The following is a 19,655-nucleotide window of genomic DNA, read 5'->3' on the forward strand; positions in this document are numbered from 1 at the left end:
CTGCCGCGGTCCAGTTGTCGCGCCTCAGCGTGATCCGTCCGGGCGGGGCGGGGCAGCCGGAGGGCGCAGGCCGGCGGCCGGCGATGCCTGCTGTCGGACAGCCTCGCGCCGCAGTGCCTGCTCGAGCACGATCAGCCGCGTCGCCATGCGGGTCAGCTCGTCATGCACGGAGCCCTGAACGCCCTGCACGGCATGCTGCACCTCGCGCAACGCGTCGCGCTGGGTCTCCGCCTTGAGCACCCTGAACTCGGCCTCGATCGAGGTCAGGCGGTTGTTGACCGCCCTGATCGCCTCGGCGATCTCCTTCTGGCCGTCCTGCAGCGCGCGCACGTGATCGACCAGCCGCAGATGATCGGTCAGCTCCTCGACCGTCTTGCCGATATTGCTGCGGCCCCACATTACTTCACCGACCTCAGCAGGGTCCTGATCGTCGCCAGATGGTCCTCCGGCGATCCGAGCCGCGCCGAGATCGCGCTCATCAGATCCTTGCGCAGTTCCGACAGTTCGTCCTCAGGCACAATGCGCTCGACGGGTTCATCATAGGCCATCCGCCGCGGCTCGACCTCGACGGGGCGCGGCGCGACGTCGAAATAGGGTGGCCGCTCGTACACCGGGATGTGCGGCGCCTGACGCGATGACGTGACGCGCGCGAGACTCGGAAACCGTGGTGGCGGCGCGCGCGCCGGACGTTCAATCTGATCGATCAGCGCCGCCAGCGCGACGTCCATGTTGCTGTCGTCAGGCTCATCGTCGACAACGTAGGACGGCTTCCGCAGTGTCGCCCCATTCGCGGGCGATGATGACGTGAATGACGATGCGTGGTCGCGGAGTCGCGCGATGACCCGGCGGACTCGCGCGCCGAGACCTGGCTTCTCCCTGGCCGGTGTTCGCATCAACATGTCACTCTCCAGCTGAACAGCTTAGGCGAGCAGGGAAAAGCTTAGCAAGAGGCAGTCGTCGAGCTGCCAACAGGATGTATGGCGGTAGCCGGCGCAGATGCTTGCGCGCGCCGGTCCCGCACGTCCGTTGCCGGGGTGTCGTCTGCGCCCGCCTATAGTGCGACAGTGTGCATAAGAAGCGGCCGGCGCAGGCAGCCGGCGCTCGGGTTCCGGGGCGAGAGGTAAGGAACAACCGTGTGGTCGGGCCGTTCGGACATGACTGCGTCCCCTCCAACGCTCCGAGGTCCCCCGATGTATCACCACGTCAAGAAGCTGATGTTCACGGTTCGTGTCGACGAGCCCGATCCGCGCTTCGGCAACATGCTGCTCGAGCAGTTCGGCGGCGCCAATGGCGAGCTCGCCGCCGCCATGCAGTACTCGATCCAGGGCCTCAACTGCGAGGATCCCGACCGCAAGGACCTGTTGATGGACATCGGCACCGAGGAGCTCAGCCATCTCGAGGTCGTCGGCACCCTGGCGCGTCTGCATCTGAAGCCGTCGAAGTTCGATCGCGAGGCCGCCGAGGCCGATCCCTTGATCGCGATTGCCGGCGGTGGCGGTGTGAACCTGTTCAACTCGCAAGGCAATGCCTGGACCGCCGATTATCTGAAGATCACCGGCGAGCTCGACGTTGACCTGCGCAGCAACATCGCCGCCGAGGCGCGCGCCAAGATCGTCTACGAGCGGCTGATCAACTTCACCGACGATGCCGGCACCAAGGACGCGCTGCAGTTCCTGATGACGCGCGAGATCACCCACATGAAGGCGTTCGCGCTGGCGCTCGAGAGCATGGGCAAGCCGGCCTTCAGCATCGGCCGCCTCGCGCCGACGCCGGGCCTGGTCGACCAGTTCTTCAACGATTCCACGGGCTCCGGCGATCATGGCGAGATCGATACCCGCGGCCCCTGGAACGAGGGCGGCGACTGGGTCTTCACGGAGTCGCCGGCGATCCAAGCCGGTGAGCCCGGCGCGGCGTCGTCGATCGTCACCGAAAGCTCGCCGCCGGCCGACGAATCCGGCCTGAGCGATCTGCTGATGGACGAGCTGCGCGACATTCTCCATGCCGAGAAGCAGATCACCAAGGCGCTGCCGAAGATGGCCGAGGCCGCGCGCTTCGACCAGCTGCGCGAATTGTTCGAGCAGCATCTGGTCGAGACCGAAGCGCAGATCGAGCGCATCAACGAATGCTTCGAGCTGCTCGGCAAGACGCCGCGGGCAAAGCCCTGCAAGGGCATGATGGGCCTCATCGAGGAGGGCCAGGAGATCATGACCCAGGCCGAGGACAAGGAGGACGCCGCCGCCGATCTCGCGCTGATCGGCGCCGCGCAGCGCGTCGAGCACTACGAGATGTCGGGCTACACGACCGCGCGCAATCTCGCCTCCCAGCTCCGCCACAGCGCCGTCGTCGCGCTGCTGTCGAAGTCGCTGGCCGAGGAGGAGAATGTCGATCAGCTCCTCAACCAGGTCGCGCGCTCCTTGATGTCGGTCGCCAAGATGCCGGCTGCGATCGAGCAGGCGTGAGGCGGGGAGCGGGACCTGCGCGGCGCTTGCGCCATACAGGCCGCCGTGGCGCGCAGACGCCACCGTGGAGCGCAGCGCAGACAATGCGTCACAACAACTGTCATCGCCCGCGCAGGCGGACGATCGAGTACTCCGAAACGGTCGACTTCAGTCGAGACGCCGCGGCGTACTGGATACCCCGCCTGCGCGGGGTATGACGACCATTTTCAGGGCGCCGCGTGTGCCCTGAAGGAGGGGTCGAGCGTCACGCCTTCGGCCGATATGCTCTGCATCTTGCGAGCGCCGCTCTCTCCCCGGCCGTCATTCCCTGGCATTCACGCGCGAACGGCGCAGCCGTTCGACGCAGCGCGCGGGAGCCCGGAATCCATAACCACAGGCGATCATGGCCGGACGAGAGCCATCCCTTGCGAATCTTTCGCCCGCTTACTCCGTATAGCTGTGCACCCGCTCCGCCCTGCGGAAATGGTTCGTCGACAGGCAACGCCGCGCCCGGCTGATCTGCGCATCGGTGGCGCCGCGGCTGCGCGCATACATCTCGGCCACCTCGGCCGTGTATTTCTCCACGTAGTAGCGCACCTCCGAACAGGACATCCGGGTCTCAGGACCGGCCTCGTTGGCCGCCTGTACCTCGGACCCCATCGCCAGGATCAGAATCCCCGCACCGATCGCACCCCGCAACATCGACATCCTCCCCATTGTCGCAGCTGCCTGCTAACAGGCGTGACTCGGAGCGAGGGCGCAAATTAACAATGACACGCGCGTGACATCATCAGCGCAGTGTGGCTTCGCGGTGTCACCGGACGTGACGGTTGAGCATCGCTTGCAACCGTCGCCGGGCGGAATGGCCTGTCCCCGTGCCGCCCTGACAGTGTTGAGAGATCGAACGGTTCCGGCTTCGGAACCTACGCCTCCGGTCGAGACGGCATCATCAGCCCTGAGCGAAGGCGTGTCGCGCGTCCTGCGAGGCCTCAGGTCGTCACGGTCGTGCTCGCCGTGCCCGCGCTGCCCGAGACGCCGTTGCTCGCGGCGCTGTTGGTCGCGCCTTGCGCGTTGTAGGTCTGCGCGCCCTTGCTGCTGCCGTCCGAGCTGGCGGCAGTCTTGGTCACCTCGGTCGAACCGTCGGAATAGGTGATCGTCGTGGTGGTGACGCCGTCGAGCGTGATCGAGATCTCGCTGACGACGGTCTTGCCCGACGACGAGCCGCCGCTGCCGGAGGAGCTTTCCGACGTGCTGTCAGCCGAGCTCGTGGCCGACGAGGATGACGTCGCAGACGTCGCCGAGGTGGATGATGTGGCCGAGGTGGTCTGCGACGAAGGCGCCGCGAGGGGCGTCGTGACGGAGCTGATCGACATGGGACTCTCGCATGAAGAAAGGGCAGGTGCCGCACGGGGCGCGGCACGCTTCTTCAACGCAGCCTCCGCGCCAAGCTGGCGCAATGAGTTGCGTCTGAGTGTGTCCGGATGCTGCGGTCTTCATGCGGGGGCATCGCAACTTGCGGCCAGCCGCGCCGTCCGCGGTATAGTCTTCTGTCGCAGGGTGGCACACCGAGACGTTGCGGATCACCTTCGCGCCTCTCTTGCTCTCCCGGCGCAAGTTCGGACTGATGGCGAAGAGCGGGGAGAGTGATTGCCAAGCGCCGGCGCCGCGCTCTAGTCTCCCTCACGCATGACCGTCGCACTCTCTCCCCAGCAAGCCTCGCTCGTCGCGGAAACGGGTGCGCTGCACATCGCGGCCGCGCTCGATGCGTCCGCCCTGCGCGCTCTCTTCGAGGCGCTGTCCGGCCACGCACCGGAGCAGGCGGGCAGCCGGCTGCACGGCGTCGCGGCGCTCAGGCCGTTCCTCGCCAATGCCGGACCGGTCGGCGCCGCCGCTGCCGCGGTTCTCGGTGACGCCACTCGCCCGGTGCGGGCGGTCTATTTCGACAAGACGGCCGCGTCGAACTGGGCCGTGCCCTGGCATCAGGACCGCACCATCGTCGTCCGCGAGCGCATCGATGTCACCGGGTTCGGGCCCTGGACCATCAAGGGGGGCCTACAACACGTCGCGCCGCCCTATGAGGTGCTCGCGCGCATGGTCACCCTGCGCGTCCGTCTCGACGTCGTGCCGGACGGCAACGCGCCGCTGCTGATCGCTCCAGGCTCGCACCGCCTCGGTCGCATTTCGGAAGGCGATGTGGCCGCGACGGTCGCGCGCTGTGGCACGGCGACGTGCTGCGCCGACGTCGGTGACATCTGGCTCTACGCGACGCCGATCCTGCACGCTTCGGAGCCCTCAACCCAGCCCGGCCATCGCCGGGTGCTGCAGATCGATTTTGCCGCGGACGAACTGCCGGGCGGGCTGGAGTGGCTCGGGGTCTAGACGAAGAGAGGGGCCGAGCAGCCGCAAAGTCACCTGCGGTGGCGTGCGTGCGGAAAGCGTGTTCATTCGCCTGCGCGCTGACGATCCGCAGCCATCCTATTTGCCTATTTGCCTATTTGCCGAGGATCTTCTCCGCCGCGGTGACGATGCTGACCGTCGGATGCTCGGCGCAGTACTTGCCGAACTTCTTGGCGTTCTCGAGGAACACCTCGGTGTCGAAGATCGCCTCGTCCTGGTCGCCCTTGTACCAGCCGTCGAGCCAGATCAGCACCATCTTGATACCGTCGTCGCCGCTTTCGACGAACTGCTTGCAGCTCATGGTGGAGAGATCGAGAACGACGGCCGACGCCGGCGCGGACGACAGCATCAGGGCCGCGGCAAACAACGTCGCAACGACAGATTTCATATTCTTGCTCCGAATGGATTTGGTGAAAAACAACGAACTATGCAGAGGCTTCGCGAATGAGGAGCCGAACTGCGTGACCACGGTCGAGCCGGCACCTGAGCAGATAGAACTGGCTGGATCGATGGCGGAAGTCAAGAACGGCAGCGGCTTCAATCAGAGGAAGCGCGGCGGGCTACGCCTTCGGCTAGCTGGCCCATGCTCGCTCCATCTCTCCGAGGTAAGTGAGCACAGTTGAAGGCGAAGTTTTCGATTGACTCAATTGCAAGTAGATCAATGAGCAGCTAAGGTCTTCGTGCTGAACTTTGGGAGGTGCCGATGGAAAATCGCGAAGTACTCCTCGAGCAGGTCAGGCGCGCATACAAGGCGCGCGACACGGGGGCGTTGGACGACCTGATGGCAGAGTGTCATCCGGACGTGGTGTTCACACTGGCTGGCGACCGGAACGCCACCAAAATGTTGGGGTGTATGTGTGGTCACCCCCAAGTCAAGGAGGGCTTGGCCAAGCTCATCGATACGTTCGAGTTCGCGCAGCGAAATATCCTGACCGAACTGGTGGACAACGATCGCGTGGCCGTGCGTTCCCGCCTCACCGTGCGAAGCTGTCCGACGAATATGACGCGGGAAACCGAGATACTCGACCTCTTCAGAATTCAGGATGGGAAGATCGTCGAACTAATAGAGTTCGCCGACACGGCGCTCATCCAGACGATGGCGTCGTAAGCCGGTTGAGCGCTACGTGGCGACCACCAGAGCGGCTCGCACTGCGACCTGCGTGGTGCGGCGTCGGATCATTGTCCCGGAAATGGACATTGTCCCGGAAGTGAATGGCTGACTGGGGCAGGGCTTGAACTTTATCGGCAATCGACCTGGTTCCTTCGGGTTTGCCGGAGCGCAGGGAAGCGCGCTTCCGACCCGTCGGCCAAATCAGCTCGGTCGGGCCAACCCCTGTCAAGTCGTTCTGAAAAACATAAATCGCTTTGCGGCTTGCCCAAATCAGCATTATGGTTCGCGCATCCCGTTGCACGGTAGGGGACGGTTCGCGGTCGTCACGGACGTTGGCAGCGGGATGCGGTGGACGCGGGCGGCGCAGTGCTGTTGGCACGGACGAACGTTAGCCTGCGGACGGTGAAGGCGCGTGGTTCCGATACTCCGATGCTAGTATCCAGCGCAATGCGCGAGAAGCGCATTGTCGCGACATGGTGGCCAGAAAGCCCGGTGCACCAGGAAGAGCGCGCTATAGCCCGTTAAAACCATCGCGCGGGGAAGGCCGGGTGTTCTCGGCCAGACCTGTGGTGACTGCCGCCTGCTTTTTTTCTGCAGGCGGGCCACGGGCGCGGCCAGCGCCCGGCCTTCCCTGCGCCCTCCACTCGGTGAGGGCGGGTTTCGAGAGCATAGCTCGGGCGCGGAATGCGTCGCGAGGACGCGGATGCTCATCTCATCGCGACAGGCTGTTCGGATAGATGTTTGAGATGTGGATCAATGAAGCGGCGAACTCGGGACACCCTCCCCTGGAGGGGGAGGGTCGATCGCGTGCGTAGCGCGGGATCGGGATGGGGTGATCTCTCCGTTGGCACAAGCATCCGCGGACAGATCACCCCACCCCGCCTCACGCGTCGCTGCGCGCCCCGCGAGGCGACCCTCCAGGGGAGGGTGGGAGCCCGGCAGCGAGCTTTGGTGCGGGAGGCTGAACTCGCTGGTCTGGGTCGCGACGCTCGCCGCTCACGCCACCAGCACGGCCTCCGCCGCGAGCACGGCGTCGGCGCCGTCGGTGACGGTCTTTTCCAGGGACGGGGCCTGCACCGCGAAGGTCTCGGCGAAGAACCGGGCGAGCGCGACGTGACGCGCCCCCTCGGTCTCGCTCTCGCTGCGCGCGGCCAGCGCCTCGTTGGCCAGCATGCAGCCGCCGAGCGCCGAGCCGAACAGGCGCAGGTAAGGCGTGGCGCCGGCGAGCGCATCGTTCGGCGCGGTGCCGAGCTTGTCCAGCAGCCAGCGGCTGGAGCGGTCGAGCGCGCCGAGCGCCTCGCGCAGCTTGGCGCCAGTGGTGCCGAAGGCCGGATCGTTCGAGGCCTCGACGCGGCGGACGATCTCGGTGAGCTCGTCGAGCAGCTTGAACACCGAGGCGCCGCCGTTCGCACCCAGCTTGCGGGTGACGAGGTCGATCGCCTGGATGCCATTGGTGCCCTCGTAGATCGCGGTGATGCGCGCGTCGCGATAGTGCTGCGCGGCGCCGGTCTCCTCGATGAAGCCCATGCCGCCATGGATCTGCACGCCGAGATAGGCGACCTCGTTGCCGATGTCGGTGGAGAACGCCTTTGCGATCGGCGTCAGCAGCGCGCCGCGCGCGGCGGTTTCAGTGCGCACCGCCGGATCCTTGGCGCGCACGGACACGTCGAGTGCGACGGCGGTCGCGTAGCAGATCGAGCGAGACGCGGCGGTGAGGACGCGCATCTGCATCAGCATGCGCTTGACGTCGGGATGGGCGATGATCGCGTCCGAGCCGGTGCCCTTAGCTCCCACGGCGCGGCCCTGTTTGCGCTCCTGCGCGTAGGCCAGCGCCTGCTGATAGGCGCGATCGGCGACGCCGACACCTTCGAGGCCGACGCCGAGCCGCGCCTGGTTCATCATCGTGAACATGCAGCGCATGCCGGCGTTTTCTTCGCCAATGAGATAGCCGATGGCGCCGCCGTGATCGCCCATCGTCATGGTGCAGGTCGGCGAGGCGTGCATGCCGAGCTTGTGCTCGATGCCGGAGGCATAGATGTCGTTGCGGGCGCCGAGCGAGCCATCGGCGTTGACGAGGAATTTCGGGATCAGGAAGAGAGAGATGCCCTTGGTGCCGGCCGGCGCGTCCGGCAGCCGCGCGAGCACGAAATGCACGATGTTGTCGGTCATGTCGTGGTCGCCATAGGTGATGAAGATCTTGCTGCCGGTGATGCGGTAGGTGCCATCCGCGGCGCGCTCGGCGCGGGTGCGCAAGGCGCCGACGTCGGAGCCGGCCTGCGGCTCGGTGAGCTGCATCGTTCCGGTCCATTCGCCGGAGATCAGCTTGCCGAGATAGATGTCCTTCAGCTCCTTGCTGCCGTGGGCGTCGAGCGCCTCGATGGCCGACAAGGTCAGCAGCGGGCACAGGCCGAAGGCGACGTTGGCCGCGCTCCAGATCTCGGTGCAGGCGGCGTTGATGGCGAGCGGCAGGCCCTGGCCGCCATGCGCCTCGGGACCGGACACCGCGTTCCAGCCGGCCTCGGTCCAGCGCTTGTAGGCGTCCGGCCAGCCGGGCGCGGTGGTGACCTTCTTATCGGCGAGCTTGACGCCGTTCCTGTCGCCGATGTGGTTGAGCGGGGCGAGCACGTCGCTCGCGAATTTGCCGGCTTCCTCGAGCACGGCCGCGGTGATGTCGGGGTCGAAATCGCCGTAATGGCCGGCCTCGACCGCCGCCTTCAGCCCGGCGCCGTGGTTGAGGGCGAGCAGCATGTCGTTGAGCGGGGCGCGATAGGTCATGGCGTGTCCTCGGGGCTCGATGTGGCCGGTTTGGCCGCCGTCATCCCATGAAACCGGCCGGGTCTCAACTTTTTCGCGTGGCGCTGCGGCCGGGCGCCGCGGCGGCTTCCAACGAGCAGGATAAGGGCTTGCCGGCATTGACGAATTGGCCTGGGCGGCGGATCACCGGAGGGGCCTGCAAAATTCCTGCGGCGGCGCGGTTGAAATGGGCGGGCGCGCTCTGTAGACCACGGGCGCCGACCCGGAATCGCATGGCGCCCGCGCGCCACGCCGATCCGCCGGGCCTGATGGGGCGTAGCCAAGCGGTAAGGCAGCGGATTTTGATTCCGCCATTCGGAGGTTCGATCCCTCCCGCCCCAGCCAGATTTCTTCGCGATTTTGTTGTTCTGAAACTCTCAGGCGTCCCAGGAGTCTGGCCCTCCGAAGGCGGTTGCTGCGAAAAGATTGCCCTGCACTCTCTTGATGCCCGCTTGTTTCTGGCAGCCAATTTACTTGGAGCCGAGCGAGAGTCTGCGCTCCGCCCAGCCCGTCTTGCCACTTCTCGCGCAGGCATCAGACGCTGGCGAGCGAGATTCCGTCGACCGATCCACACCGAGGCCCGTCACCTCAATCCGGGTCGTCCAGCAGGGATCGGCGGACAGCATCCTCGGACAGGAGCCGGTCGAAATAGGCGATGGTCCTGGTCAGGCCTTCGGTAAGGCCAATCCTCGGCTGCCACGACAGGACAGCTTCGGCGCACGCAATGTCGGGCCGTCGCCGACATGGATCATCCACCGGTCGCTTCCCGCATACGATGGCAGACCGCGAATTGCACAAGTCGATGATGGTCCTGGCGAGTTCCTGGATCGAGATCTCGGCGGGGTTGCCGAGATTGACCGGCCCGGTCACATCGTCGGGTGTCGCGGCGAGGCGGACGAGCGCATCGACCATGTCGTCGACATAGCAGAACGATCGCGTCTGCGATCCGTTGCCATACAGGGTGATCGGCTTGCCGAGCAGCGCCTGGACGATGAAGTTCGAGACGACGCGCCCGTCGTGGGGGTGCATGCGAGGCCCGTAGGTATTGAAGATTCTGGCCACCTTGATCTGTAAGCGGTGCTGGCGCCAATAATCGAAGAACAGCGTCTCGGCGCAGCGCTTACCTTCATCATAACAGGACCGCGGACCGATCGGATTGACGTTGCCCCAATAATCCTCCGTCTGTGGATGCTTCTCCGGGTCGCCGTAGACTTCCGAGGTCGAGGCCTGAAGGATCATGGCCTTGAGCCGTTTCGCCAGCCCTAGCATGTTGATGGCGCCGTGAACGCTGGTCTTGGTCGTCTGCACGGGATCGTGCTGGTAATGGACCGGCGAGGCGGGGCAGGCGAGGTTGTAGATGCTGTCGACCTCGACATAGAGAGGAAACGTCACGTCGTGCCGAAGCAGCTCGAAATTCCTATCGTCGAGAAGGGGCTCGATATTGCGGCGTGTGCCGGTGAAGAAATTGTCGACGCAGACGACCTGATGGCCGTCGGAAATCAGTCGCTCGCACAGATGCGAACCGATGAAGCCGGCGCCGCCCGTAACCAAACTGTTCTCGCTGATGCGCCTGGACGCTCTTCTCGACACGATCCTTGCTCGTTAGAATGTTCAGCAACCAATAACAACCATAAGATGAGTCGAAGGGCAAGGCGACGGTCCCGCGGACTGTCGGCACAAGGAATGAACCGGCCGATGGTGAATTGTCTTTCGCGGCGCTGGCCGCCGCTTCACCCGCCTGCGGGCGCGTCGGTCTGAATTCATGGCGCGCATTCTCTATGGCGTGCATGGGACCGGCCGGGGGCACGCGATCCGCGCCTTGACCCTGGCTCAGCATTATTCCCAGCACGACTTCCTATTCGTCTGTCATGGAGAAGCGGCGCGCCTGCTCGGGGGCCAATTCCGGGTATTCGAGTGTCCCAATCCGGTTACGCCCGTGGGCTCGCATCGGGTCGATGCTCCGGCGGCGCTGCTGCGTACCGCCGCGACACTCAGCAATGGCGCACATTGGCGCCGCCGGGTCGAGCAGGCGGCCGAGGCCTTCGTCCCGGACTTTGCCATGACCGACTACGAGTTCTTCGTGCCGCGGGTGGCGCGCAGGATGGGTGTGGCCTGCCTGTCGCTCGACAACCAGCATGTCATCACCATGGGACGGATCGCATGCCCTCTGGGCCAGATGTCGAGCCGGTTAGCGACGGCTGCGGCGGTCCGGCTTCTGTTCAGTTCGGCCGACCAGTACCTCGTTTGCAATTTCTTCGACGTTCCCGCGCGGGCGGCGAGCCCCTGGCTTCGGCAACTGCCGCCGCTGCTGCGGCGCGACGTCGTTGCGCGCCGGCCGACGACGGGTGACCGCGTCGTCGCCTATCAGGGCTATCCGACGTTCCCGGCCTTCGTCGAGCATCTCGCCACGCTTGGCCGGCCTGTCCGCGTCTACGGCCTGGGCGAGCGCTGCAGCCTGGGGCGCGTCGACTTCAAGGCATTCGACGAGCAATCGTTTCTCGATGATCTGGCGTCCTGCGCCTTCGTCGTCTGCGGCGGTGGCCATACGCTCATCTCCGAGGCGCTGCATCTCGGCAAGCCGGTGTTGTCGATTCCGGTCCGTGGCGCCTTCGAGCAGTTTCTCAACGCGCACTATCTGGAGCGGCTCGGTTACGGCATGCGTGCCGATCTGGCGACTTTCTCGTCGCGGATCCTGCACGAATTCGAGGTGCGGCTGGAGAGCTATCGCGCCCGGATCGGTCACGGAGATTTCTGCGGCAACGATGCGGCCTTTGCTGCGATCGACGCGTTCATCGACGGCCGTTGGCGCCGCTCCCCGCGCTCCGGGCCTCGAGCACGGACTTGAACAGCGTTTCGTAGGCTTCGACCACGCGATCCGAGCCGTATTGCGACAGCGCGCGGATCGCGCCCGTCGCGGCAACGCGGGCCCGTTCCTCGGGATGGGCTATGACGTGGCCGATGACCTCGGCGAGCGCGTCGGGATTGCCGGGCGGCACCAGCCAGCCGTCGACGCCGGAGGTGATCAGGCTGCGAAGCCCATCGACCGGCGAGGTAATCACCGGTTTGCCCATGGCCATGGCCTCGAGGACCGCGAGCGGCAGACCCTCGAAATAAGTCGGATGAACGAAGATATCCATCGCGGCGATCCAGTCGCGAACGTTGCCGCGGTCGCCGGCGAAGACCACGTGATCGGCGATGCCGAGCGCGCGCGCCTGCTCCATGAGTTGCGCGCGATCGGGTCCGTCGCCGACCAGCCAGAGGCGAACGTCCGAACACGCCAGCTTTGCGAACGCCTCGAGGAGATCGGGGTGGGCCTTCTGTGGGTGCAACCGTGCGACCATGCCGAGGATGGTGGTGGCGCCGCCGCCATGGTCTCGGCGCAGGGCGGATGCTGCAACGGAACGGTCACGGTCGTCCGCATCGACCCCGTTCGGAATGACCTGAACCTGGTCGCGCCGGACACCTTCATGCGCGAGCGAGAAGGGAACGATTTCGGCGCTCTGGAAGGCCACGCGGTCGGCCCAGGCCGCGGTCTTGCGATCGAACCACAATTGCAGCTGCGGCTTGTCCGCGTAGCGGGCGGTCACAGTCGAGACAATCGGGGCGATGCCGGCGACGCGGGCGGCGGTACGTCCGATCAAATCGCCCCACGGGAGTTCGGTGTGGACGAGATCCGGCCGGCGCCGCCGCAATTCCGCGGCGAGGTGCCAAAGGCCGATCAGGCCGTACAGGCGCGGCCGCCCGATGATCTCGACGCTGGCTCCGGCGGCGCGCATGGCAGCGACGACCTCTTCGTTGAATATCTCGTTGAGGCAAATGATGTGCTGGATGTGGCCGCGCGCCGTGAGGCCGGCCACCACGCTGCGCAGCATGGTTTGAGCTCCGCCGCGGTCGAGATTGTCGAGGATATGAACGATCTTCATCGCAACGGGGCTCCCACGCGCAGTGCCGCGTCCTTCAGGCCGTCGCGATACAATGTCGCGTAGGCATCCGCCATGCCATCCAGTGAGAAATGCTCGCGAACGTGCCGCAAGCCTGCCTGGCCGATGTCGGCTGCCCGGGCGGGATCCGCCAGGATATCCATCATGCAACGTGCAAGAGCGTCGGCGTCGCCCGGTCTGACCATCCAGCCGGTCTTGCCGTGGATCACCAGTTCGCGGATGGCGTCGACATCGGAAGCGACCACCGGCCGGCTCGCGGCCATGGCCTCCATCAGTGCATTGGGCATGCCTTCCCACAAAGAGGGAAGCGCGAAGAGATCGACGGCATCGAGGATGTCGCGCACGTCGCGCCGGGTGCCCGCGAAGCGGACGAACGTCGTTATCCCGAGCTCGTCAGCTTCGCGCTCCAAGGCTGCTCGACACTCACCGTCGCCGACGAGCCACAGAACCGCGCCGGGGTAGCGTTCGCGAACGAGACGGAAGGCGCGCAACAGATATTGTTGTCCCTTGGACGGATGGAGGCGGGCGACGGTCGCGAGCACGGTCGCTTCCGCGGACGTCTGTAGTTCCCTGCGCACGTCGCCGGGTGGCCGGCGCGCCGTCGTGATCGAAACGCCATTGGGAATGTAGACGACCTGGCCTGCGCGTATACCCTCGTGGCGGATCGCAAACGGCACCGCCTCGCGGTCATTGAAGACGACCGCCCTGGCCAAGTGTGCGGTGCGGCGATCGAGCCACCTCTGCCAGCTTGGTTTGTCGACGTTCCGGCCACGGATGGTAGAAAAGACCGCCGGTACCCCCGTCAGCCATGCCAGCAAGCGGCCGATCATGTCGGAGGTCGGCAGTGCCGTCTGCACGACCTGTGCCGGCCAGGTCCGGAGCTCCTGCGCCAGGCGCAGCAATCCGGGTCCTGCCCACAGACGGCCTTCGCCGATGATTTGAACTTCGGCGTAAGGCGCCAGACGTTCGAGGATTTCGGGATGTGCGATTGCACGCATGCCGTAGACGCGCACTGCGAAACCGCGCGCGGCCAGCGCCGGCACCAGGAGAGTCAGCCAGTTCTGGGTCCCGCCGACACCAAGATCGTCGATGAAAATCGCGAGATTGATGAGCTTCTGCATTGCTGCTCAGTGAGCCTACGCTTCGTGACGACAGTACCGCGTCGGTCGGTTCCGTCGGCGGTTGGTCGGGGCGTCCACACGGCGGGGTCGGATGGCTGTGGACGTGGAAAATTGTCCAAAGACGTCATTGCCGCGAACCATTGACCGTATTCGGCCGCTGCCCGCAAGAGCGGCGCGAAATGTGGACGGCCGGCGGCGTTTTCATGACATGCTCGCCAAGATAGTATAATTTTCGTATGTCTAGTGTCGGCGGTAAGAGACAGTCGCCGGCAATACGGCTTTGGGGGCCGTGGTGGGAACGATTCCTAGGAAGGACCGTCCCCCCGGAGTGGAACTGCTGCCAGGGGCGAAGCGTGCTAGTTGGGGTCATTGACAGATATCTGACACGGCAGATTTTGCTTGCTTCGGCCGTCGCCGTTGCGGCTGTCGTCGCGCCGGTGATTCTGATCTCTCTGATCAGCCATCTGGGCGAAGAGGCGCTCTATACCAGCTTGGTGTGGCCCGCGCTCGCCAGCACTGGGCCGATGATCCTCTTCCATGTTCTCCCGGCGTTGGTTGCGATCGCGATCGTCTGGTCCTACGGCAGGTTTGCAGCAGATGGGATCCTGATCGTGATCTATTCGAGCGGTCGCTCGACCTTCGCTGCGCGGTTGCCGGGTTTTGCCGTCGCGTTCGCCGCGGTGGCGCTCGGCTATTTGCTGACCTGTTGGGTCGTTCCGCTAACCTCAGGGCATCTCCACGACGTGCTGTTCTCGCTGCGGCGCGGGGTAAATCCGGCGTTGCTCAAGGTCGGCGTTTTCAATCAGTTCGATCATGGTCGTCAGGTCTTCTATTTCAGGAACTACATCAAGGGCAACGAGCTTGCCGATGTCTTCATCCGGCAGGAGATGTCCGACGGCGAGGAGCGGGTCTTCAAAGCTCGTTACGCGGTGTTCGAAAGGCAGGGGGAAGAAAGCGGCTTAGTGCTGCTCGACGGGACCGTTCAGAGCTTGCGGAACGGACAGTCGGAGGTCAGGAGCGTCGCCTATGCTCGTATATTCGTACCACTGAACGAATATGGCTTCGGAGGCGTCAAGCGTGACTATACGATCATCGACGAAGTGCCCCTGCAGGACTTCCTCGATGGCCGCTCCAAGGCCATGGCCGACCCGGGGACGGCGCGCGAATGGATTCATGAGGCTCTCAACCGCCTGGGAATCCCGCTTCTCGCGCTCCTCCACACCTGGCTCGGCCTCGAACTGCTTCCCGTCTGGCGCAGCTTCGGCGACCGCCGAGGTCCGCGTGCCTTGCTCGTCTGCGCCGCGATCGGGGCGCTGCATTTCTTCATGGTGCTCACCATCGAGCAGACGCTGGTGGACTTGCGGACGACATGGGCGGTCGGCGGGCTCTTTCTGGCCGAGTTGGCGCTGGCACTCATCCTCGCCCTCAGGCGCCGCGGCGGGGCGATGGCCGCACCGTCCGCCACGCCCGCCGTTTCGATGCGGCTCGGAATGACCGGCGTGCCGGCGCTGCACGCCGGACTAGCTTTGTGGGACGGGGGCGCCGCCGTTTTTGCCAATGGACCGCACGATCAATTGCCGAACGCGATCGCGCCGCCGTGTCCTTGACGGGTAGTTCGGGCGACTCATCGATTACTTGGACGGATCGGCTTATGGACAACGGCGGAAACGGGATATTGGCGCGTGCAGATCGCCTCGGCAGCTCGCTGGAGAGGCTGGCCGATTCGCGAACCAACCCGCTGAGCATCGTCGTCGATGATGTCGTGGACACCGTCACCGCTATGGTCGCAGGCCGCCGAACGTTGATGTTCGGTACCAACAGCTATCTTGGGCTCAACTTCAATCCGGCGTGCATCGAGGCCTCGGTCGAGGCTGCGCGACACTACGGGACGGGCTCCACGGCTTCGCGGGTCGCTGCAGGCAATCACCGTCTCCACGTGATGCTCGAGGAGGACATCGCGACCCTCTATGGTCGGCGCGACGCGGTGATTTTCAGCACGGGATTCATGGCCAATCTGGGCGTGACTTCGGCGCTCGCCCGCAAGGGCGACATGATTTTTGTCGATGCCCATTGCCACGCCAGCATCTTCGATGCCTGTCGGTTGAGTGGCGCCCAGGTGGAGAGCTTCGCTCACAATGACCGCAGCGATCTCGACAGCCGATTTGCGCGCAGCAACGTCCCTGGACCGCAGACGTTGGTGATCTGCGAGGGGCTCTACAGCGTTCGAGGCGACCTTGGCGAGCTCAAGGGGCTGACGACCGTCGCGCGGCGCCATGGAGCGGTGGTCATCGTCGACGAGGCCCATTCGCTCGGCATCTATGGGCGCTACGGCCGCGGCATCGCCGAACACCTCGGCGTCGAAGCCAATGTCGATGTGATCGTCGGCACCTTCAGCAAGAGCCTTGGCGGAATCGGTGGCTACGCCGTGAGCGATTCGAGTGCGTTGCGCGCGCTGCGCTTCATGAGCAGGCCGTATCTCTACACCGCATCGCTCCCACCTCCGATCGTGGCGGCGGCGCGGCGGGCGCTTCACCTCATCGGAGGGGAGCCGAAATTGCGGGACGACCTCTGGCGCAACGCGCGAGCCATGCATGACGGCCTCGCCGGGATCGGCATCCGGCCATGCGCGGACCCCGGCCCCGTGGGGAGCATCCGGATGCCGGGGCTGGCCGCCGGCTATGAATTCTGGAAGGCACTGCTCGATCGCGGCATCTACGTCAATTTGCTGGTGCCGCCGGCGACACCCGACGGAGACGTGGTGTTGCGCTTCAGCGTCTCCGCTGCCCACACGCCGGATCAGATCCGGGCGGCGGTCGACGCCGTAGCCGAGGTGTCGAAGTTGGTGAAGCTGGCTTGATTGGAAGATGATGCTGGCGCCGCACGGCGTCGCGGCTTCGGATCGGGCTTGATGGGACGACGACGGTCGGGAAGTCATGGCAAAGACGAGCAGCCTGGGGATACTAACTGCGGCGCGCTACGCGCGACGAGTCCTTCCGCATCCATGGATCGCAACCAAGCTGATCCAGATGGAGGCTGACAAGCGGATTTTCAGCAAGTTCCGGATCAGTCGTGCGGAAGGCGAGGCCGGTAGGATTCGCCAAGCGAGCTTCCGTCTGACCGACCGCTGCAATCTGCGCTGCCATACCTGCGGCCAGTGGGGCGACAATGGCTATCTGCTCAACTCCAGCCTTCGGCATCTGAAGGAGCGCGAGATCCCGACCGGTCGCTATCTCGAATTGCTGCACGACCTCGTCGACCATGGTCATGGCCCGCTGGTCTACTTCTGGGGCGGCGAGCCGATGCTCTATGACGGCATCCTCGACCTGATCGAGGGCGCTACCGAACTCGGGCTGCCGGTGAGCATCGCGACCAACGGTACGCGGGTGGCTGCCTCCGCCGAACGGCTGGCCAAGGCGCCGCTCTTCCTGTTGCAGGTGTCGGTCGACGGCCATCGCGCTGACCTGCACAATGCGCTGCGACCGGCCGCGGGGGGCGGCGGCGACAATTTCCACGAGCTTTGCCGCGGGCTGGATGCGGTTGCCGAGGCGCGAGCGAAGCACGGCCGCGGGCTGCCCTTCATCGCCGCCCTGACCGTGATCTCGCAGGCCAACTGCAAGCATCTGGTCGACATCTACGATGCCTTTCGGGACAAGGTCGATCTGTTTGTCTTCTATCTGTCATGGTGGATCGACCAAGGTAACGCGGAGGCGCACGAGAAGGATTTCTTTCGCCGCTTCGGCTTCTATCCGACCCGCCATCACGGCTGGGTCGGAAACTGGAAGCCCAGCAGCACGGAGGCGCTGGACGATCAGCTACGGGCGGTGATGGAACGATCGTCCGGCTGGTCATCGCCTGCGGTCGCGTTGATTCCGCCGATCTCCGGCTCTGACAAGCTGACGACGTATTACACCGATCACCAGGAGCACTTCGGCTATGACGAATGTGCGGCGATCTTCCAGGCGGTCGAGATCAACAGCAACGGCGATGTCTCGCCGTGCCGCGACTACCACGACTACGTCGTCGGCAACGTCAAGACGTCGACGATCACCGAATTATGGAATTCCGAGCCGTACAGGAAGTTCCGGGCGAGCATCGGTCGCGACGGGCTCATGCCGGTCTGCGCCCGCTGTTGCGGTCTGATGGGATACTAAGCGGCTGCGGTCGGCAGGATCTGGAGGGAGTTCATGGCAGCGACACGATGCAACGTCCTCCTCGTTTATCCTCGCTTCGATCTGACGTCGTTCTGGAGCCTGACGACGACGTGCCGGATCGCCGGCAAGCGGCGCATGGAGCCGCCGCTCGGCCTGATCACCGTCGCGGCGATGCTGCCGAAGGAATGGTCGGTCCGCCTCATCGATCGCAATGCGGAGGAGGTCGGCGAATGCGATCTCGCCTGGGCCGACATGGTCATGACCGGCGGCATGATCCCGCAGCGGGCCGACACGCTGCGCCTGATCGAACTCGGTCAATCCCGCGGCAAACCGGTTGTCGTCGGCGGGCCGGACATCACCTCCAGTCCGGATGCCTACAGTCATGCGGACTTTCGCATGCCGGGTGAGGTCGAAGCGACGATGGCCGCCTTCATAGAGTCCTGGGATGCGGGCGAGCGCCGCGGGCTGTTCGAGGCGGAGAAATTCACCGTCGATGTGACCAAGAGTCCGCTCCCGCGTTTCGACCTTCTCAAGCTCGACCATTATCTGGCTTTGTCCGTCCAGTTTTCGCGGGGCTGTCCGTTCATCTGCGAGTTCTGCGACATCATCGAGCTCTACGGACGGGTGCCGCGCGCCAAGACCGTTGAACAGTTGCTCGGCGAGCTGGAGAATCTCTACCGGCTCGGTTATCGCGGCCATGTCGATTTCGTCGACGACAATCTGATCGGCAACAAGAAGGCGGTGAAGCAGTTTCTGCCGCATCTATGCGCCTGGCAAAAGGCGCACGGCTATCCCTTCACGTTCAGCACGCAGGCCTCGATCAACCTCGCCGACGACGACGTCCTCCTGCACTTGATGCGCGACGCGAATTTCGGGGCGGTCTTCATTGGGATCGAAAGCCCCAACGAGGACGCACTGCTGTCCACCCAGAAGAAGCAGAATATGCGGCGCAATCTCGCCGACTGCGTCCACAAGATCTACCGTGCCGGAATGTTCGTGACCGCAGGTTTCGTGGTTGGATTCGACAACGAACACGAGCGGATCGCCGACGAGATGGTCTCCTGCATCGAAACGGCCGGGCTGCCGATCTGTATGGTCGGCCTGCTGACCGCGCTGCCGCAGACCCAGCTCTCGCGACGACTCGAACGCGAGGGGCGGCTGAACCCTGAGGTCGATTTCAGCTTCGTCAGCAGCGCCGATGGCGGCGATCAATGCACCGAGGGCCTCAATTTCCGAACCGCCCGGGCGCGGCGCGACGTGTTGGGCGACTACCGCTCGATATTGGAACGGGTCAATCGGCCTGCGGCCTTCTTCGGCCGGATCCGGGCGGTCGCCCGCCTGCTGGTCCCGGCTCGCATCAATGCCTCGGTGCCCTGGCGGGTGGTTTTGAACGATGCGGCGACGGTCGTGCGCCTGCTCTGGTTCGTGGCCGCGCGGCGGCCGGACCTCCTGAGCGGATTCCTTGCGACCATCGCCGAATGCGCAATCCGCAATCCGAGGGCGCTCAAACAGGTGGTCTCGCTATTTCTACTCTACCTCCATGTTGGGCCGTTCTCCAAAGAGGTGATCGCAAGCCTGAACCGGCAGATCGGATCAATCGATGCCGGCCTTGCGCGGCGGCATGAACCGCCGGCGGCGATCGGTCAGGCGGCGGTCCGATCGGGCCTCTGATCAGGCGGTCTTGTCAGGCGGTCTAGTCAGGT

General features: G+C 64.9%; 17 protein-coding genes and 1 tRNA gene. 9 read left to right on the forward strand and 9 right to left on the reverse strand.

The features are described 5' to 3' along the window. Positions 1-24 precede the first annotated feature (24 nt). Both QX126_RS17430 and QX126_RS17435 read right to left on the reverse strand, forming a co-directional pair. Entirely contained in the window at positions 25-399 is a 375-nt protein-coding gene (locus QX126_RS17430) for a hypothetical protein (protein ID WP_315740870.1), read from the reverse strand. Next, entirely contained in the window at positions 399-728 is a 330-nt protein-coding gene (locus QX126_RS17435) for a hypothetical protein (RefSeq protein ID WP_315782525.1), read from the reverse strand. Before QX126_RS17435 ends, QX126_RS17430 begins: the two co-directional genes overlap by 1 nt. Positions 729-1,190: 462 nt before the next feature. On the opposite strand from QX126_RS17435, the gene QX126_RS17440 reads away from it, so the two are divergent. Next, positions 1,191-2,459 carry a DUF892 family protein gene (locus QX126_RS17440; protein WP_315782527.1) on the forward strand — a complete coding sequence of 423 codons (1,269 nt, stop codon included), beginning with the start codon at positions 1,191-1,193 and terminating at the stop codon, positions 2,457-2,459. Between the two features lie 423 nt (positions 2,460-2,882). On the opposite strand, the gene QX126_RS17445 is transcribed toward QX126_RS17440, so the two are convergent. After that, complete coding sequence (locus QX126_RS17445; protein WP_315782529.1) at positions 2,883-3,140, reverse strand: hypothetical protein; 258 nt, start codon at positions 3,138-3,140, stop codon at positions 2,883-2,885. Between the two features lie 287 nt (positions 3,141-3,427). Then, a complete protein-coding gene (locus tag QX126_RS17450; protein ID WP_315782531.1) occupies positions 3,428-3,811 on the reverse strand; it encodes a hypothetical protein in 384 nt (127 codons plus the stop codon). A gap of 313 nt (positions 3,812-4,124) precedes the next feature. Here QX126_RS17450 and QX126_RS17455 point away from each other — a divergent pair, with 313 nt between their 5' ends. Beyond that, positions 4,125-4,817 (forward strand): phytanoyl-CoA dioxygenase family protein, encoded by a 693-nt coding sequence (locus tag QX126_RS17455; protein ID WP_315782533.1) that lies wholly within the window; start codon positions 4,125-4,127, stop codon positions 4,815-4,817. Between the two features lie 112 nt (positions 4,818-4,929). Here QX126_RS17455 and QX126_RS17460 read toward each other — a convergent pair whose 3' ends face one another. After that, positions 4,930-5,223, reverse strand: a complete 294-nt coding sequence (locus QX126_RS17460) for an HdeA/HdeB family chaperone (RefSeq protein WP_315772939.1) — start codon at positions 5,221-5,223, stop codon at positions 4,930-4,932. 315 nt (positions 5,224-5,538) lie between these two features. Between QX126_RS17460 and QX126_RS17465 the strand changes: the two genes are divergently transcribed. Beyond that, on the forward strand, positions 5,539-5,943 hold the full coding sequence (locus QX126_RS17465; protein WP_315740864.1) for a nuclear transport factor 2 family protein: 405 nt from the start codon (positions 5,539-5,541) through the stop codon (positions 5,941-5,943). A gap of 999 nt (positions 5,944-6,942) precedes the next feature. Here QX126_RS17465 and QX126_RS17470 read toward each other — a convergent pair. Continuing rightward, positions 6,943-8,721: an acyl-CoA dehydrogenase gene (locus QX126_RS17470; RefSeq protein ID WP_315782535.1), complete on the reverse strand. Its 1,779-nt coding sequence runs from the start codon at positions 8,719-8,721 to the stop codon at positions 6,943-6,945. Between the two features lie 288 nt (positions 8,722-9,009). On the opposite strand from QX126_RS17470, the gene QX126_RS17475 reads away from it, so the two are divergent. Then, positions 9,010-9,084, forward strand: a tRNA-Gln gene (locus QX126_RS17475). A gap of 243 nt (positions 9,085-9,327) precedes the next feature. Here QX126_RS17475 and QX126_RS17480 read toward each other — a convergent pair. Continuing rightward, positions 9,328-10,329: a UDP-glucuronic acid decarboxylase family protein gene (locus QX126_RS17480; RefSeq protein ID WP_315741074.1), complete on the reverse strand. Its 1,002-nt coding sequence runs from the start codon at positions 10,327-10,329 to the stop codon at positions 9,328-9,330. Positions 10,330-10,501: 172 nt separating this feature from the next. Between QX126_RS17480 and QX126_RS17485 the strand changes: the two genes are divergently transcribed. Then, on the forward strand, positions 10,502-11,584 hold the full coding sequence (locus QX126_RS17485; RefSeq protein ID WP_315782537.1) for a glycosyltransferase family protein: 1,083 nt from the start codon (positions 10,502-10,504) through the stop codon (positions 11,582-11,584). Here QX126_RS17485 and QX126_RS17490 read toward each other — a convergent pair. Together QX126_RS17490 and QX126_RS17495 are read right to left on the reverse strand one after the other, a co-directional pair. Beyond that, positions 11,529-12,662, reverse strand: a complete 1,134-nt coding sequence (locus QX126_RS17490) for a glycosyltransferase (RefSeq protein WP_315782539.1) — start codon at positions 12,660-12,662, stop codon at positions 11,529-11,531. The genes QX126_RS17485 and QX126_RS17490 overlap by 56 nt on opposite strands. Then, positions 12,659-13,801, reverse strand: coding sequence for a glycosyltransferase (locus QX126_RS17495; protein WP_315776278.1), 1,143 nt, complete (start codon positions 13,799-13,801; stop codon positions 12,659-12,661). The genes QX126_RS17490 and QX126_RS17495 overlap by 4 nt, the downstream gene beginning before the upstream one ends. 353 nt (positions 13,802-14,154) lie before the next feature. Between QX126_RS17495 and QX126_RS17500 the strand changes: the two genes are divergently transcribed. The 4 genes from QX126_RS17500 to QX126_RS17515 all read left to right on the forward strand — a co-directional run bounded on the left by QX126_RS17500 (position 14,155) and on the right by QX126_RS17515 (position 19,623). Then, complete coding sequence (locus tag QX126_RS17500) at positions 14,155-15,408, forward strand: LptF/LptG family permease (RefSeq protein WP_315782541.1); 1,254 nt, start codon at positions 14,155-14,157, stop codon at positions 15,406-15,408. A 44-nt stretch (positions 15,409-15,452) separates the two neighbouring features. Beyond that, positions 15,453-16,658 (forward strand): pyridoxal phosphate-dependent aminotransferase family protein, encoded by a 1,206-nt coding sequence (locus QX126_RS17505; RefSeq protein WP_315776280.1) that lies wholly within the window; start codon positions 15,453-15,455, stop codon positions 16,656-16,658. Positions 16,659-16,734: 76 nt separating this feature from the next. Then, complete coding sequence (locus QX126_RS17510; protein ID WP_315717191.1) at positions 16,735-17,952, forward strand: radical SAM protein; 1,218 nt, start codon at positions 16,735-16,737, stop codon at positions 17,950-17,952. 135 nt (positions 17,953-18,087) lie between these two features. Then, a complete protein-coding gene (locus QX126_RS17515; RefSeq protein WP_315782543.1) occupies positions 18,088-19,623 on the forward strand; it encodes a B12-binding domain-containing radical SAM protein in 1,536 nt (511 codons plus the stop codon). The last annotated feature ends 32 nt before the right edge of the window (positions 19,624-19,655 follow it).

The organism is Bradyrhizobium sp. SZCCHNPS1003, from assembly GCF_032381555.1.
Lineage (GTDB): Bacteria > Pseudomonadota > Alphaproteobacteria > Rhizobiales > Xanthobacteraceae > Bradyrhizobium.